Genomic DNA, 16,108 nt, shown 5'->3' with positions numbered 1-16,108 from the left:
GGCATGTCACGCAGCCTTGTCACCTCCGAACGCGCCGCCATCGTGCTGGCGCTCATCGGCGTGACCGGGCACAGCGTCGCCGACATTCACTGTTGCTGACACCTGCCTGAGCGCGCGTCGGCCCCTTTCTCCGAGCTCTGGTCTCGGTTCCGAACGGCCCTTCCCGACTGCCGCGCCCCGGCGTTCTCACGTCCGCAGGCGCGGCAGTTTCGGTGTTCCGGTCCCCTTTTCGCTTTCCGACCGGTCGTTCCACCCCAACCTCGCTGCAGCCTGCACGGACCCACCATCCGGTTTTCACCGCAAGCAGCACTCCGAGAGGTCATCTTCCGATGCGTCAACCGTCCGTCATATCGCGCCGCGTGGCAGCGGCCGTCGTGGTTCTCGTCGTGGGTTCGGGCGCCGCCGCGTGCGGGCCCCAGGACAACAAGGGCAGCGACGGCAGCTCCGGCGCAACGGGCAAGCCCGCCAAGGGCGGCACGCTCACCGTCCTGAACAGAGCCGCGCAGGAGGACTTCGACCCCGCGCGGCTCTACACCTCCGGCGGCGGCAACGTCCCGTCCCTGGTCTTCCGCACGCTGACCACCCGCAACCGGGAGGCCGGCGCGGCCGGCGCGAAGGTCGTCCCCGACCTGGCGACCGACCTGGGCACGCCCAGCAAGGACGCCACCGTCTGGACGTACACGCTCAAGGACGGCCTGAAGTACGAGGACGGCACCGCAATCACGAGCGCGGACATCAAGTACGGCATCGAGCGCTCCTTCGCCGCCGAACTCTCCGGCGGTGCGCCCTATCTGCGCGACTGGCTGATCGGCGGCGCCGACTACCGGGGTCCCTACAAGGACAAGAAGGGCCTCGCCTCGATCGAGACGCCCGACGCGAAGACGATCGTCTTCCATCTCAACAAGCCGGAGGGCGAGTTCCCCTACCTGGCGACGCAGACCCAGACGACTCCCGTACCGAAGGCCAAGGACACCGGCACGAAGTACGAGAACCACCCCATCTCCTCGGGTCCGTACAAGGTCGTCAAGAACGAGGGCGACGGCGAGCGCCTCGTCCTGGAGCGCAACAAGTTCTGGTCGGCCGCGACCGACGAGGAGCGCAAGGCGTACCCGGACCGGATCGACGTGCGCTCCGGGCTCGACTCGGCCGTCATCAACCAGCGGCTCTCCGCCTCCCGCGGCGCCGACGCCGCCGCCGTCACCACCGACACCAACCTCGGCCCGGCCGAGCTCGCCAAGGTCACCGGCGACAAGAAGCTCGCCGCCCGTGTCGGCACCGGCCACTTCGGCTACACGAACTACATCGCCTTCAACCCGAAGGTGAAGCCGTTCGACAACCCGAAGGTGCGTCAGGCGATCTCGTACGCCGTCGACCGCACCTCGGTCGTCAACGCGGCCGGTGGCTCCTCGCTCGCCGAGCCCGCCACCACCTTCCTGCCGGAGCAGGCGTCCTTCGGCCACACCGCGTACGACGCCTTCCCGGCCGGCAGCACGGGCAACGCGGCCAAGGCCAAGGAGCTGCTGAAGGAGGCCGGTTACGCCAAGGGCCTGACCATCACCCTCACGCACTCCAACGACAAGAACTTCGCCACCAGCCCGGAGATCGCCACCGCGATCCAGGAGGCGCTGAAGAAGGCCGGGATCACGGTCAAGCTCCAGGGGCTGGAGTCCAACGCGTACTCGGACAAGATCTACAACGTGAAGAGCGAGCCCGGCTTCTTCCTCACCGGCTGGGGCGCCGACTGGCCGTCCGGCGGTCCGTTCCTCGCACCGATCTTCGACGGACGCCAGATCGTCAAGAACGGCTACAACTTCAACGCCTCCCAGCTCGACGACGCCTCCGTCAACAAGGAGATCGACGAGATCAACAAGCTGACCGACCTGAGCGCGGCCGCGAAGCGCTGGGGCGCACTCGACAAGAAGGTCGGTGAGCAGGCGGTGACCGTGCCGCTGTTCCACCCCGTCTACAAGCGCCTGTACGGCGAGTCCGTCAAGAACGTCGTCATCAGCGACTGGACCGGTGTACTCGACATCTCGCAGGTCGCGGTCAAGTAGCCATGGCCGAAGCTCTGCTGGTCAAGGAGGCGGGGGCCGTGCAGGCCCCCGCCTCCGGGGCCTCCTCGTTCTGGCGGCGGCTGCGCGCACGGCGCTCCGCCACCGTGGCGGCCGTGATCGTCGCCCTGCTGGTCCTGGTCGCGCTCGCCGCCCCGCTGCTGGCGGGCATCGAGGGCCAGGACCCCACCACCTACCACGCTAACCTCGTCGACTCCGCGACCGGCGGCGTACCGCTGGGTTCGTTCGGCGGGATCAGTGCCGACCACTGGCTCGGCGTGGAGCCGCTCACCGGCCGCGATCTCTTCGCCCGCGTCGTGTACGGGGCCCGGGTCTCGCTCGGCGTCGCGCTGGCCGCGACTCTGCTCCAGGTGATCATCGGTGTGACCGTCGGGCTCGCCGCCGGACTCGGCAACCGCCTCGTCGACCAGGCGCTCAGTCGCGTCACCGACGTCGTCGTCGCCCTGCCCGTCATGGTGATCGCGCTCGGCGCGCTCGCCGTCGTCCCCGCAGACTTCCCGCGTCCGGTGCTGATCGCCGCGATCGTCGGCCTGGTCGGCTGGTCCGGCATCTCCAAGATCGTGCGTGCCCAGACCCTCGCGCTGAAGTCGCTCGACCATGTGGCGGCCGCCCGGCTCAGCGGCTGGGGCGGCATGCGGATCGCCCGGCGCGAGCTGCTGCCCGCGCTTGCCGCTCCCGTCATCACCTACGCCGTGCTGCTCTTCCCCGGCAACATCGTCGTCGAAGCGGCGCTGTCCTTCCTCGGCGTCGGCATCAAACCGCCCACGCCGTCCTGGGGACAGATGCTCAGCGACGCCGACACCTGGTACCAGGCGGCGCCCACCTATCTGCTGATCCCCGCCCTGCTGATCTTCATCACCGTGCTGGCGCTGACCGTCCTCGGCGAAGGCGTCCGCAACGCACTCGACCCGCGCGTCGCCTCCCGGCTGCGGATCGGCACCGGACGCAAGAAGGAGGCCGGAGCATGAGCCGGTTCCTGCTGCGGCGCATCGGCGGGGCGCTCTTCGTGCTCCTCGCCCTCAGCGTCGTCGTCTACGCCGCCTTCTACGTCGCCCCGGGCAACGTGGCACAGATCGCCTGCGGTCCGCGCTGCTCGCCCGCCCAGGTCGCACAGGTCAGCGACCAACTGCGGCTCGGCGACCCGCTGTACCTGCAGTACGCGCACTTCCTCCAGGGGATCTTCGCCGGCCGTGACTACTCGACCGGCACCGGAATCCTGCACTGCCAGGCACCCTGCCTCGGACGCTCTTACCAGAACGACGAGCAGGTCACCCAGATGATCCTGACCAAGCTCCCGGCCACCGCCTCACTCGCCATCGGCGCCTTCGTGCTGTGGATCGTGCTCGGCGTCGGCACCGGACTGCTCTCGGTCTGGCGGCGCGGCCGCGCCACCGAGCGGCTCCTCACCGGACTGACCCTGGCCGGCATGGCCACGCCCGTCTTCGTCATCGGTCTGCTGCTGATCATCGTCTTCTGCTCGGCACTGCAGCTGCTGCCCTTCCCCGACTACGTACCGCTCACCGAGAACCCGGAACAGTGGGCCTGGAACCTGCTGCTGCCCTGGGTCTCCCTGGCCCTGGTCTCCGCCGCTCCGTACGCCCGGATGACCCGGGCGTCGATGCTGGAGACGCTCGCCGAGGACCACGTGCGCACCTTCCGGGCGTACGGGGTGAGCGAGCGGAAGCTCGTCGGGCGGCACGCGCTGCGCGGCGCGCTCGGCCCCGTGATCGCGCTCGGCGCACTGGACATCGGCTCGATGTTCGGCGGCGCCGTCCTCACCGAGTCGCTCTTCAACATCCCCGGCGTCGGACGCGAACTCGTCGACGCCGTGAAGAACGTCGACCTTCCGGTCGTCGTCGGTCTGGTGCTGGTCACCGGCTTCTTCGTCGTCCTTGCCAATGCCGTCGCGGACATCCTGCAGGCGATGGCCGACCGTCGGGTGGTGCTGGCATGAGTCTGGTCGAGGTCTCCGATCTGACCATCTCCTTCGACGGCGCGGACGGTGCACGGGCCGTGGACGGGCTGTCCTTCACGCTGGAGGAGGGTGCCGCGCTCGGCGTCGTCGGCGAGTCGGGCTCCGGCAAGAGCGCGTCGGCGTACGCCCTGCTCGGGCTCCACCGGGGGACGGGCGCCAGGGTCGGCGGCTCGATCCGGGTTGCCGGCGTGGACGTACAGGCGGCCGACGACGCGGAACTGCGGGCGCTGCGCGGGGCGAAGGCCGCGATGGTCTTCCAGGACCCGCTGTCCTCGCTGGACCCGTACTACGCGGTCGGTGACCAGATCGCCGAGGTGTACCGGGTCCACACGCGCGCCTCCGGGCGGGCGGCGCGGGCGCGGGCCGTCGACGTGCTCGACCGGGTCGGGATCCCCGACGCGGTGCGGCGGTCACGGTCCCGGCCGCACGAGTTCTCCGGCGGGATGCGGCAGCGTGCGCTGATCGCGATGGCGCTGGCCTGCGAGCCGCGGCTGTTGATCGCCGACGAGCCGACGACCGCTCTGGACGTCACCGTCCAGGCCCAGATCCTGGACCTGCTGCACTCCCTGCGCCGGGAGACCGGCATGGGGCTCCTGCTGGTCACCCACGATGTGGGCGTCGCGGCGGAGAGCGTCGACGAGGTGCTGGTCATGCAGTCGGGCCGGGAGGTGGAGCGCGGGCCGGTCGCCGAGGTGCTCGGCGCTCCCCGGCAGCCGTACACGCGCGAACTGCTGGCCGCCGTACCGCGGGTGGACGCGAAGCGCCCGGAGCCGGTTCCGGCGGCTCGTGTCGCGGACGACGGCGATCCGAGGCCCGACTCCGCCGTGTCCCGCGTCGCGCGGACGGGCGAGCCGCTGCTCGAAGCCATCGATCTGCGACGCGAATTCGGACGGGGCCGCAGCCGGGTCACCGCCGTGGACGGCGTATCGCTCACCGTCCACCCCGGCGAGACGCTCGGCATCGTCGGCGAGAGCGGCAGCGGCAAGACGACCCTCGGCCGGATGCTCGTACGCCTCCTCGACCCGACCGCGGGCCGGCTCCACTACCGGGGCACGGAGATCGGATCGCTGTCGGACAAGGCGCTGCGCCCGCACCGGCGCGAGCTCCAGATGGTCTTCCAGGACCCCGTCGCCTCACTCAACCCGCGCCGTTCGATCGGTGAATCCGTCGCCGATCCGCTGCGCGCGGCGGGCGCGCTCGACGACCCCCGGATCCGGGCGCGCGTCCAGGAGCTGCTGGAACGCGTCGGCCTCGACCCCGACCGGTACGACCGCTACCCGCACGAGTTCAGCGGCGGACAGCGCCAGCGCGTCGGCATCGCCCGCGCGCTCGCCGCCGACCCCAGGCTGATCGTCTGCGACGAACCGGTCTCCGCGCTCGACGTCACCACCCAGGCACAGGTCACCGCACTCCTCGCCGAGCTCCAGCGCGAACTCGGCCTCGGACTGGTCTTCATCGCCCATGACCTCGCGGTCGTGCGGCAGGTCAGCGACCGGGTCGCGGTGATGCGGCAGGGCCGGATCGTCGAACAGGGCAGTGTCGACGAGGTGTACGGAGCGCCCCAGGATCCGTACACCAGGCAGCTGCTGGCCGCCGTGCCAGCCCTCGATCCGGCGCTCGCGGCGGTGCGCCGCACGGCCCGCAAGGAGCTGGCCGCAGCCTGACCCTGCGTAACCGTTCACCCTCATAGCGCGACGGAACGCTACCGGGGTGGGAAAGTTACGACGGTTCACCCCTTTCGGTGGCGCGATGGACAACCGTCCATCGCGCCACCGGCGTATCCGCTTACGGTCGTCCCGCTGCGAGTCGCCATTTCAACGGCGGCCGCCCACAAGGGAGATCGGGGGTGTGCTCGTGCGGATCGGACTCCTCACCGACGGTGGTTATCCGTATGCGACCGGTGAGTCCAGACTCTGGTGCGACCGTCTGGTGCGCGGACTGACGCACGAGTTCGATCTCTACGCGCTCAGCCGCTCCGCCGAGCAGGAGGCGCAGGGCTGGGTACAGCTCCCGCCCCAGGTCAGCCGGGTGCGGACGGCGCCGCTGTGGATGGCCGACGAGGACATCCTGGGCGGCCACGCCCCCAAGGGGCTGCTCGCCCGGCTGCTGACCGGCGGGGGCGGGCGATCGTACGGACGTCGCGAACGGCGCCGCTTCACGGCGCACTTCACGGCGCTCGCGACATCCATCTGCACGGCGGACACGACGCGCGACGACGCGGACGGCGTACGGCGCGCGGGTGCCTCCGACTTTGCCGACGCGCAGTTCACGGACGGGCTGTACGGACTCGCCGAACTGGCCCGTGAACACGGCGGATTACCCGCGGCGCTCCGCTCCGAAACCGCCGTCCGCGTACTCGAAGCCGCCTGTCGCGCCCCCGGCACCGGTCGCACCGTCCAGACCGCGACCGTTCCTGACCTCCTCGCCTTCGCTGCGGAGCTGGACCGGGTCCTGCGTCCGCTCTCCCTGGACTGGTACGACGAGGAGAGCCTCGGCGCGGTCGACCTCTGCCACGCCACGTCCGGCGGAGCCGCCGCTCTGCCCGGTCTGCTGGCCAAACGCTTCTTCGGGGTGCCGCTGCTGGTCACCGAGCACGGTGTGCAGCTGCGGGCGCACTACCTCGCCGCGACCGGCACGCCGCTGAGTGCGCCGGTACGCGCCCTCCTCGCCAATTTCCTCGGACGGCTCGCCACCGAGGTGTACCGGCAGGCCGCGCTCATCACCCCGGGCAATACGCATGCCCGCCGCTGGCAGGAACGGTGCGGCGCCGACCGGGCCAAGGTGCGCACCGTCTACCCCGGGATGGAGGCGGCCCGCTTCGCCGCGCTCGGGGAGAGCGGCGACGACGGCGGACCCGACACGCTGGTCTGGGTCGGCAGGATCGAACCCTCCAAGGACCTGGTCGCGCTGCTGCACGCATTCGTCGAGGTGCGGAAGGCCGAACCGGACGCGCGGCTGCGCATCATCGGCGCACCGGCGCCGTGCGCGGAAGGCGCCACATACCTCGCCCAGTGCCGGGCGCTCGCCGCCCAGCTCTTCCCCGACGAGGCCGCCGACGCGCACGCCATCGGTGACAACCCGGTCTCCTTCGAGGACATCGGCGACGCCGAACTGCCGGACCTGGCGGAGGCGTATGCGGCGGGCGGGATCGTGGTCCTCTCCAGCGTGGTCGAAGGCTTCCCGATCAGCCTGGTCGAGGCGATGTTCTGCGGACGAGCCACGGTGTCGACCGACGTCGGCGCCGTCGTCGAAGTCATCGGCGGTACAGGCTTGGTGGTGCCCCCGCGCAACCCCCGGGCGCTCGCCGACGCTTGCATCACGCTGCTGCGCGACCCCGAGCGCCGTGCACGCCTCGGCGCGGCGGCTCGGGCCCGGGCACTCGAACTCTTCACCGTCGAACAGAACCTCGCGGCATTTCGCGGCATTTACCTGGAGCTGATCTCGCACGCTCCGGTGCGCAGAGACACGCACGCGCTGAACGCGGACGGCGCCCCACGCCCGTTCGCGACACCGCCGGAGGCCCATGTGCTGGGCAACTGGACGGCCCCCGTCCCGCTCACCACCGGGCGCACCCCGAGCTGGGCCGCCGAGGGCGTGTGCGCGGGCGCCCGGCGAACGGGGGACGGCGATGTGTGAGCAGGAGACGGACACGAGGGCGGGCCGGCGGGGTACACCCGTCGACCGGCCCCGCGGACTTGGCGAAGAACACGGAGGAACCCCCATGGGCGGCCGCCCGACCGAGGCACCTGATGCCTCGGGCACACCGATGCCCGACACGAGCTGGGACTCCCACCCGGAGGCACTGGTCTCCGAGACACGGGGCGCGGAGATCTCCGCACCGGCTCGGGGCCTGCCCGCATCCGGGCCGGGGCGGGCACCGGTGGTGCCGGGCCTCACCGGGAAGCGGCGTACGTCGGTGGTGCCCGGCCTCTCCGGAAAGGGGTGGCCGGCGTCGGTCATGGGGCATTTCATGGGGCGGGACGGGAGTTCGGACCGGAGCGAAGGCCCGCACGCCTCGGAGGCGGACCCGCCGACGCCCCAGGCGCCGGACACCGCCGGCAGTCCGGAAGCAGACCATTCTTGGACCGCGGAGCCGGATCCGGCCGCAGATCCGCACGGGGCCCCGGACCCGGATCGGAACCCACCCCCGCCCGCCGAATCCGTCCACCCGCCTCAGGCGACCGGTACCCAGGACCGCCTGCGCACCGACGGGCCGGAGCCCGAGCCGAAAGCGGCTGAGGTCAAGGCCACGGCCCACGCCGAGCCCGACCACGTCTCCCGCGCTCCCGAGATCGCACACACCCCCGCCGTCTCCGCGCGCAAGCCCAGCGCGGCCCGGCGTGGGCCCGTCGACCCCGTGAAAACGCTCATGCACCGGCACCGCGAGCTCTGCGAACGCGCGGTCGATCCCCTGGAGATCGCCGCCGGGCTCGAAGCCCACGGGGTCACCGACCGCACCGCCGCCCGCTACCGGCACCGCGACGTCTTCTCGCTCGCCGAGGAGCTCTACGCGCGGGTACCCGCCGTCGCGGGCGAGCCCGGTCGGACGGCGCACGCACCGATGCGCGACATCGAGACGCGCGCCGCCTGGTCGCTCCGCGCGCTGCTCCCCGGCGCCGCCTGCACCGCGACCGCCGTCGTCCTGAAACTCACCGACGGGGTGCTCGGTGGCGGTGCGCGGCTCACCGTGGCCCTTGTCGGGGCGCTGGTCGCGCTCCTCGGCCTCGGCCTGTGCCTGCGGAGCGGCCCCCTGCACGCCCCCGAAGGGCGCGCGTCGGCCGCGTCCGCGGTCTACGGGTACTGGCTTCTCGGGTACGTCCTGTACGGCGAAGCCCTTCTGGACCAGGTCCTCAGCGGCGGTCCCGAAGGGCCCTGGGCGATCACCCCCGCACCCCTCCTGGGGCTCGCGCTCGCCGTCGCCCCGGCCGCCTGGTGCGCGCACCTCTTCTCCGTGCACGCACAGCGCAAACTCGCCGGCAGCCGCGCGCTGGAGGAGTTCGCAGCAGGTGTGCGCCCCCTGCTCTTCGGGACCGTCGGGCTCTTCCTGTGCGTCCTCATCGGGCTGCTCCACCTCGCCGACCTCGGATACGGAGGCGGCGGCGCCCCGATGGCGGCCGCCGCCCTCGGAGTCCTGCTCCTGCTGGCCCGGCTGCTGACCGTCCATGGCTTCCCCGAGCCCGCCACCACCGGACTCGCCGCAGCCTGCGCCGTAGAAGCGGTCGCGCCCGCCCTGGTCCTGGCCGGACGGCTGCCCGGCCTGCACTTCGCCGCCCAGCCCGTCTACACCGTCGTAGCGGCGGCCGGCACCGGCGCCGTACCCGCCATCGCCTGCGGCGCAGCCGCGCTCGGGCTGCTGATCCACGCCACCGTCGCCCTCTCCAGGGCCTCCGCCCACACCCGCCCGTAACCCCGCACGACCCCGCACGAACCCCGCGGAGCCGACGCCGCGGGTGCCTGTCCCGTAACGCTCGCAACCTCCCCAAGGAGACACCGGACATGACCCCCCAATCCCCCGCACCGGCAGCCCGCCGTCGGCACGAAGGGGGCACACGATGAGGGTTCTGCTGCTCGGAGCCAATGGATTCCTCGGCCGGTTCGTGGCCGACCGGCTGCTCGCCGACCCCGCCGTGCACCTGACCGCGCTCGGCCGCGGCGACGACGCCGACGTACGGTTCGACCTGGCCGGTGGCAGCCCAGGAGCACTCACCCGCTTCCTGGACGCCGTCCACCCCGGGGTCGTCGTCAACTGCGCGGGCGCCACCCGCGGCGGCGCCCGCGATCTGACCCGGCACAACACCGTCGCCGTCGCCACCGTCTGCGAGGCGATGCGCCGCAGCGGCTGCAGCGCCCGCCTCGTCCAGGTCGGCTGCTCCTCGGAGTACGGACCCTCGCAGCCCGGCTCGTCGACCGCGGAGGACGCCGTGCCGCGCCCCGGCGGCCCGTACGGCGTCTCCAAGCTCGCCGCCACCGAGCTCGTCCTCGGCTCAGGCCTCGACGCGGTCGTGCTGCGGGTCTTCTCGCCGGTCGGCCCCGGCACCCCGGCCGGCTCACCGCTGGGCCGGCTCGCCGAGGCGATGCGCCGTGCCATGCAGTCGGGCGACGGCGAGCTGAAACTCAGTGGCCTCGGCGTGCAGCGCGACTTCGTCGACGTACGGGATGTCGCCCGCGCCGTGCACGCCGCGTCGCTCTCCGCCGCGCAGGGCGTCGTCAACATCGGTACCGGCCGGGCCGTGCGGCTGCGCGACGCGGCCGCCGTGCTCGCCAAGGTCGCGGGTTACCCGGGCGCCCTGCACGAGCTGGACACACCCCCCGCCCGGCTCCCCATCGGCGCCCCGCGCACCTCCGCCGAGTCCGTCATCGAACACCTCTCGGCGACCCCGTCCCCGTACCCGGACGGCTGCGGGGCCTGGCAGCAGGCGGACGTCCGCACCGCCCGCGACCGGCTCGGCTGGCGCCCCCGGATCAATCTGGAGGAGTCCCTCGCCGACATCTGGATGGAGGCGGCATGCCGCATCTGACCCGTGCCGGTACCGCCCGCCGGACCGGTGGCGCCGAGCAGCTCGGCTTCGGCGTCCCCGGGTACGCGCACCCGCTGCTCGCGCCCACCGAGTGGGCCGAGCTGACCCGCTCCGGCACCCCGCTGCACTGGGCGGTCCTCAACATCGACAACGGCCCCGGCGCCCGGCCCGACCCGCACTGTCTGGAGGCGGCGGGCCGGCTCCGCAACGCCCGTGAACGGGCCGTGCACGACGGGGCTGCGCAGGACGCCGTGCGGGCGGGCGGCGGCCTGCTGCTGGGCCATCTCGATCTGACCTTCGGCAACCGGCCGTTCGGCGAGCTGATCGCCGACGCGCAGTCCTTCCTCGACTGGTACCGCGTCGACGGCTTCTATCTCGACCGGTGTCCGGCCGAGCGCGCCGACCTTCCGGCGGTCCGCCGCCTCACCAGCACACTCGCCGCGCTTCTGGAGGAGGGCGAGGACCGCGCGGACAGCGGGGACGAAGAGATCGGGAGCGGGCTGCTCGTGCTGGGGCACGGGACCCACCCGTATCCCGGCTACGCCGAGACGGCCGACCAGCTGGTCACCTTCTCCGGGGCATGGACCGACTACCGCTGGTCGCAGGTGGCGGAGTGGACCGCGGACTACCCGCCGGACCGCTTCGCGCACTTCGTGCACGGCGTCCCGCGCACCCACCTCGAAGAGGCCATGCGGATCGCCCGCTGGCAGGGGGCCGGGACGATCTTCTTCACCGACCGCACGATTCGCACGGATCATGGTGGACAAACCGATCCATTCGCGGCGCTGCCCGGGTACTGGGACGAAATCGTCTCGCGGATCGGACCGGGTATCTCGGAATGAGGAGGAGCGTGGCAGTGTTACGGGTGAACAACCGTACGTAGATGAAGTACGTAGAAACCGACCACCTGCATTGTTGAGGTTCCTGTGTCGCTGCCACCCCTGGTCGAGCCAGCTGCTGAGCTCACCGTCGACGAGGTCCGCAGGTACTCCCGCCACCTGATCATCCCGGATGTCGGGATGGACGGACAGAAGCGGCTGAAGAACGCGAAGGTGCTCTGTGTGGGCGCCGGCGGTCTCGGCTCGCCGGCCCTGATGTACCTGGCCGCGGCCGGTGTCGGCACGCTCGGCATCGTGGAGTTCGACGAGGTCGACGAGTCGAACCTGCAGCGCCAGATCATCCACAGCCAGGCCGACATCGGCCGGTCCAAGGCCCAGTCCGCCAAGGACTCGGTCCTGGGCATCAACCCGTATGTGAATGTCGTCCTTCACGAAGAGCGGCTCGAAGCCGAGAACGTGATGGAGATCTTCGCCCAGTACGACCTGATCGTGGACGGCACGGACAACTTCGCCACCCGCTATCTCGTCAACGACGCCGCGGTGCTGCTGAACAAGCCGTACGTATGGGGTTCGATCTACCGCTTCGACGGACAGGCGTCCGTCTTCTGGTCGGAGCACGGTCCCTGCTACCGCTGCCTCTACCCGGAGCCGCCGCCCCCCGGCATGGTTCCGTCCTGCGCCGAGGGCGGCGTGCTGGGCGTGCTCTGCGCGTCCATCGGCTCCATCCAGGTCAACGAGGCCATCAAGCTGCTCGCCGGCATCGGTGACCCGCTGGTCGGCCGACTGATGATCTACGACGCCCTGGAGATGCAGTACCGCCAGGTCAAGGTCCGCAAGGACCCGGACTGCGCGGTCTGCGGCGAGAACCCGACCGTCACCGAGCTCATCGACTACGAGGCCTTCTGCGGCGTCGTGTCCGAGGAGGCCCAGGAGGCGGCGCTCGGCTCCACGATCACTCCGAAGCAGCTCAAGGAGTGGATCGACGCCGACGAGAAGATCGAGATCATCGACGTCCGCGAGCCGAACGAGTACGAGATCGTCTCGATCCCCGGTGCGAAGCTGATCCCGAAGAACGAGTTCCTGATGGGCAACGCCCTGCAGGACCTCCCGCAGGACAAGCGCATCGTCCTGCACTGCAAGACCGGTGTCCGCAGCGCCGAGGTCCTCGCGGTCCTCAAGTCGGCGGGCTTCGCCGACGCGGTGCATGTCGGCGGCGGCGTGATCGGCTGGGTCAACCAGATCGAGCCCGAGAAGCCGGTGTACTGAGCCGTTGTGCCGAGCCTCCGTGCGGGGGCTGAACGCTTCGAAGGGGCCGGTCCGCATTGCGCGGGCCGGCCCCTTCGCCCTGTCCGTCGACCTGTTCTACGAGCAGGTCCTGCCGTTCGCCGGAACCTTCCCGTCCAGGAAGTACGCGTCCACGGTCGACGTCACACACGCGCTCTCGCCGTAGGCGCCGTGTCCCTCGCCCTTGTTGGTGAGCATGATGCCGACGCCCTTGCCCAGCTCGTCCGCCATCTTCTGTGCACCCTCGTAGGGCGTCGCCGGGTCACCGGTCGTCCCGACGACCAGGATCGGACCGGCGCCCGGGGCACTCGCCTCCGGGGTGTCGTGCTCACCCTTCACCGGCCAGTCGGCACACCAGCCGGCCGTGTCCCACGCCAGGAACGGGCCGAAGACCGGGGACAGCTTCCGGAATTCGGGCAGCAGCGCCTTCGCGTCGCCCGCCGTCGGCCGGAGCTTGCTGTCCGCGCAGGAGATGGCGCGCTGCGAGTGGCTCTGGGTGTCGTAGTGCCCGTTCTCGTCACGGCCGTTGTACGAGTCGGCGAGCTGGAGGAGGAGATTGCCGGTGCCCTGGTTCTCGGCCTCGTCCAGCGCCTGCGTCAGAACGGGCCAACTGCTCTTGGAGTAGAGCGGCGTCACGATGCCGGTGATCGCCAGTGTCTCGTTGAGCGGGCGGCCCGAGCCGGTCGGCAGCGGCTTCCCGTCGATCCGCTCCAGCAGCCGGGCGATGCGCCGGGTGCCCGCCTTCGGGTCCTGGCCACGGTCCTTGAGGTAGTTCTCCAGCGCCCGCTGGAAGCCGGTCGCCTGGTTGCGGGCGTGCCCGATCGTGTCGGCGGTCGGGTCGACGACCGCGTCGAGGACCGTGCGTCCCACGTTCTTCGGGTAGAGATGCGCGTACGTACCGCCGAGCTCCGTACCGTACGAGATGCCGAAGTACGTGAGCTTCTTGTCGCCGAGCACCTCGCGGATCAGATCCATGTCCCGCGCGGCGTTCGTCGTACCGACGTACGGGAGGACCTTGCCCGAGCTGCGCTCGCAGCCGGCACCGAAGTCCGCGCCGTCCTTGATGAACGCCGCCTCCTCCGCCGCCGTGTCCGGAGTCAGATCGATCTCCCGGTTGGCGTCCTCCTGCTCCCGGTCGGTGCGGCACTTCACCCCGGAGCTCCCCGCGACCCCGCGCGGATCGAAACTCACCAGGTCGTAGCGGGTGTTGAGTTTCCCGTACGACCCGGCGGCGCGCGGCAGCATCGAGACGCCCGAGCCGCCAGGGCCGCCGAAGTTGAACAGCATCGAGCCGAGCCGACGGCCCTTGTCCCGGGCCTCCTTGCGGATCAGCGCGATCCCGATCGTGTCGCCTGCCGGTTCGGCGTAGTTCAACGGCACCTTGACCGTCGCGCATCTCCAGCCGGACGCCGGCGCGCTCTCGCCCCCGACTGCCTTGCAGCGGTTCCAGACCGGCCGCTGGGAGGTGAGGACCGTGGGCAGGGCGGGCAGCGCGCCCGGCTTCCCGTCCGAACCGTCGGACGCGGCCCCGGACGCCCCGGTGGACGAGGAGGCCGCACCGCGGCCCGCCTTGCCGTCCGCCTTCGCGTCCGTGCCCCCGTCACAACCCGCGAGCACTCCCGTCAGCAGCAGTGCGGCAGCGGCCAGCGCCCCGGCGCGAGCATGGTGAACCACCTGTACGTCCCTCCCCCTTGTGCCTGTGCGACGGCGCGCGACGCGTGCTACTTGTCGCCGCCGTCAGCCTCTAAGCGACAGACAGTACCGGCCACCGGAACCTTGCCGTCCAACAGATAGTCGCCCACGGCCTTCTGCACACAGGCGTCGCCGGTGTTGTACGCGCCGTGTCCCTGACCCTCGTACGTCAGCTCCACCCCGACACCCTTGCCCAGTGCGTCGACCATCGCCTTCGCGCCCTCGTACGGGGTCGCCGGGTCTCCGGTGTTGCCGATGACGAGGATGGGGGGCGCGCCGGGAGCGCTGACGTCCGGGGTGTCCCAGGCGCCCTTCGCCGGCCAGCCGGTGCATGCCAGCAGACCCCAGCCCAGATAGTCACCGAAGATCGGCGAGGCCTTCTGGAACGCCGGGAGCTTCGCCTTCGTCTCGTCGACGCTGAACCGCTGCTTGGAGTCGACGCAGTTGATGGCCGTGTTGGCGGCCGTGGAGTTGTCGTAACGACCGTCGTCGGCGCGGCCGTTCAGCGAGTCGGCGAGGGCCAGGAGCAGCGCGCCGTTGCCGCCGTCCGCCTCGTCGAGCCCCTCCTCCAGCAACGGCCAGGTCTGCCGTGAGTAGAGGGAGGCCGCGATCCCGGTGATGGCCTGGGACTGTGTCAGCTTCCGCGTGCCGAGCCCTGTGATCGGCGTCTTCTCCAACCGCTGGAGTAGTTCGGCGATCCACAGCTCGACCTCCTTCCCGGTGGAGCCGGGGAGCTTGCAGGCGGCGCCGCGTTTCACGCAGTCCTTGGCGAAGTTGTCCAGAGCCAGCTGGAAGCCCTGCGCCTGGCCGAGGGAGGACTGTTCGGTGTCCTCGGTGGGGTCGACGACCGCGTCGAGCACCATTCTGCCGACGCTCTTCGGGAACAAGTGGGCGTAGACGCCGCCCAGTTCGGTGCCGTAGGAGAAGCCGAGGTAGTGCAGCTTCTCGTCACCGAGCACCTGGTGCATCAGATTGATGTCGCGTGCGGCGTTGGTGGTGCCGACGTAGGGGAGTTCGGAACCGGAGTTCTTCTTGCATGACGCCACATACTTCTTCTGCTCGTTGACGTAGGCCTGCACCTCGGCGGCGTCGTCCGGGGTGAGGTCGCTCTCGAAGCGCGCGTCGAGCTGCTTGTCGTTCTCGCACTTCACGCCCTCGCTGCGGCCGACCCCGCGTGGATCGAAGCTCACCAGGTCGTAGCGGGCCCGGAGCTTGTCGTACGTGGTGCCGAACTGAGGCAGCGTGGCGACGCCGGAAGCGCCGGGTCCGCCGAAGTTGAGGATGAGTGAGCCGATTCGTTTGCTCTGGTCGATGGCCTTGGCGCGGATGAGCGCCAGTTCGATCGTGTCGCCGTCCGGCTTCGCGTAGTCGAGCGGGACCTTCATGGAGGAGCACTGCCAGGCGGTGTCACCGGGGAGCGGGGTGGGGGCGGCGCCGCCACCCTGTGCCGCGGATGGGGCGGGGCAGGGCTTCCACTCCAGTTTCTGGGAAGTCAGGTCGGCCGGCATCGACGTGTCGGCGGCGTTCGCCGCGTGCGGAGAGTTCCGGGTGCGGTCCGTGTCGGCCGCACCGTCGCCGCCGTCCGAACAGGCGGCGAGGGGTAGCAGAGCGGTCACGGTTGCGGCGAGGGCCGCGGCGCGCAGGGAAGGGGGGGTCCTCATTGCTCCATCGTGCGATGGGGTGCGGGACCGCGCGCGGGACGCCGGTCCAAGCGGGTGGCGGCAGCGT

General features: G+C 71.1%; 12 protein-coding genes. 10 read left to right on the top strand and 2 right to left on the bottom strand.

Going from position 1 to position 16,108, the window contains the following annotated elements; genetic code table 11:
* Window positions 1-3: 3 nt before the first annotated feature.
* The 10 genes from OG963_RS17740 (at window position 4) to moeZ (ending at window position 12,670) form a co-directional block, all read left to right on the top strand.
* Window positions 4-99 (top strand): Ms4533A family Cys-rich leader peptide, encoded by a 96-nt coding sequence (locus tag OG963_RS17740; protein ID WP_319328797.1) that lies wholly within the window; start codon window positions 4-6, stop codon window positions 97-99.
* A 230-nt stretch (window positions 100-329) separates the two neighbouring features.
* Window positions 330-2,054, top strand: a complete 1,725-nt coding sequence (locus tag OG963_RS17735) for an ABC transporter substrate-binding protein (protein WP_093772741.1) — start codon at window positions 330-332, stop codon at window positions 2,052-2,054.
* Window positions 2,055-2,056: 2 nt separating this feature from the next.
* Window positions 2,057-3,040 (top strand): ABC transporter permease, encoded by a 984-nt coding sequence (locus OG963_RS17730; protein ID WP_093772739.1) that lies wholly within the window; start codon window positions 2,057-2,059, stop codon window positions 3,038-3,040.
* Window positions 3,037-4,026 carry an ABC transporter permease gene (locus OG963_RS17725; RefSeq protein ID WP_030915463.1) on the top strand — a complete coding sequence of 330 codons (990 nt, stop codon included), beginning with the start codon at window positions 3,037-3,039 and terminating at the stop codon, window positions 4,024-4,026. The genes OG963_RS17730 and OG963_RS17725 overlap by 4 nt, the downstream gene beginning before the upstream one ends.
* Window positions 4,023-5,711: an ABC transporter ATP-binding protein gene (locus OG963_RS17720; protein ID WP_319736606.1), complete on the top strand. Its 1,689-nt coding sequence runs from the start codon at window positions 4,023-4,025 to the stop codon at window positions 5,709-5,711. Before OG963_RS17725 ends, OG963_RS17720 begins: the two co-directional genes overlap by 4 nt.
* Before the next feature lie 190 nt (window positions 5,712-5,901).
* Window positions 5,902-7,683, top strand: coding sequence for a DUF3492 domain-containing protein (locus OG963_RS17715; protein WP_093773375.1), 1,782 nt, complete (start codon window positions 5,902-5,904; stop codon window positions 7,681-7,683).
* Window positions 7,684-8,017: 334 nt separating this feature from the next.
* Window positions 8,018-9,454, top strand: coding sequence for a hypothetical protein (locus OG963_RS17710; protein ID WP_371800304.1), 1,437 nt, complete (start codon window positions 8,018-8,020; stop codon window positions 9,452-9,454).
* A 145-nt stretch (window positions 9,455-9,599) separates the two neighbouring features.
* Window positions 9,600-10,565 carry an NAD(P)-dependent oxidoreductase gene (locus tag OG963_RS17705; RefSeq protein WP_030915473.1) on the top strand — a complete coding sequence of 322 codons (966 nt, stop codon included), beginning with the start codon at window positions 9,600-9,602 and terminating at the stop codon, window positions 10,563-10,565.
* Window positions 10,553-11,407 (top strand): spherulation-specific family 4 protein, encoded by an 855-nt coding sequence (locus OG963_RS17700; protein ID WP_093772735.1) that lies wholly within the window; start codon window positions 10,553-10,555, stop codon window positions 11,405-11,407. The genes OG963_RS17705 and OG963_RS17700 overlap by 13 nt, the downstream gene beginning before the upstream one ends.
* A gap of 84 nt (window positions 11,408-11,491) precedes the next feature.
* A complete protein-coding gene (gene moeZ, locus OG963_RS17695) occupies window positions 11,492-12,670 on the top strand; it encodes an adenylyltransferase/sulfurtransferase MoeZ (protein ID WP_093772733.1) in 1,179 nt (392 codons plus the stop codon).
* A 96-nt stretch (window positions 12,671-12,766) separates the two neighbouring features.
* On the opposite strand, the gene OG963_RS17690 is transcribed toward moeZ, so the two are convergent.
* Entirely contained in the window at window positions 12,767-14,362 is a 1,596-nt protein-coding gene (locus OG963_RS17690) for an alpha/beta hydrolase (RefSeq protein ID WP_371799229.1), read from the bottom strand.
* Between the two features lie 47 nt (window positions 14,363-14,409).
* A complete protein-coding gene (locus tag OG963_RS17685; RefSeq protein ID WP_371799228.1) occupies window positions 14,410-16,041 on the bottom strand; it encodes an alpha/beta hydrolase in 1,632 nt (543 codons plus the stop codon).
* Window positions 16,042-16,108: the final 67 nt, after the last annotated feature.

Origin of the sequence: Streptomyces sp. NBC_01707 (assembly GCF_041438805.1) — a bacterium.
Taxonomy (GTDB): Bacteria; Actinomycetota; Actinomycetes; order Streptomycetales; family Streptomycetaceae; genus Streptomyces.
The sequence above is the reverse complement of the archived record's forward strand: the minus strand, read 5'-3'. Positions and strand labels throughout refer to the sequence as shown.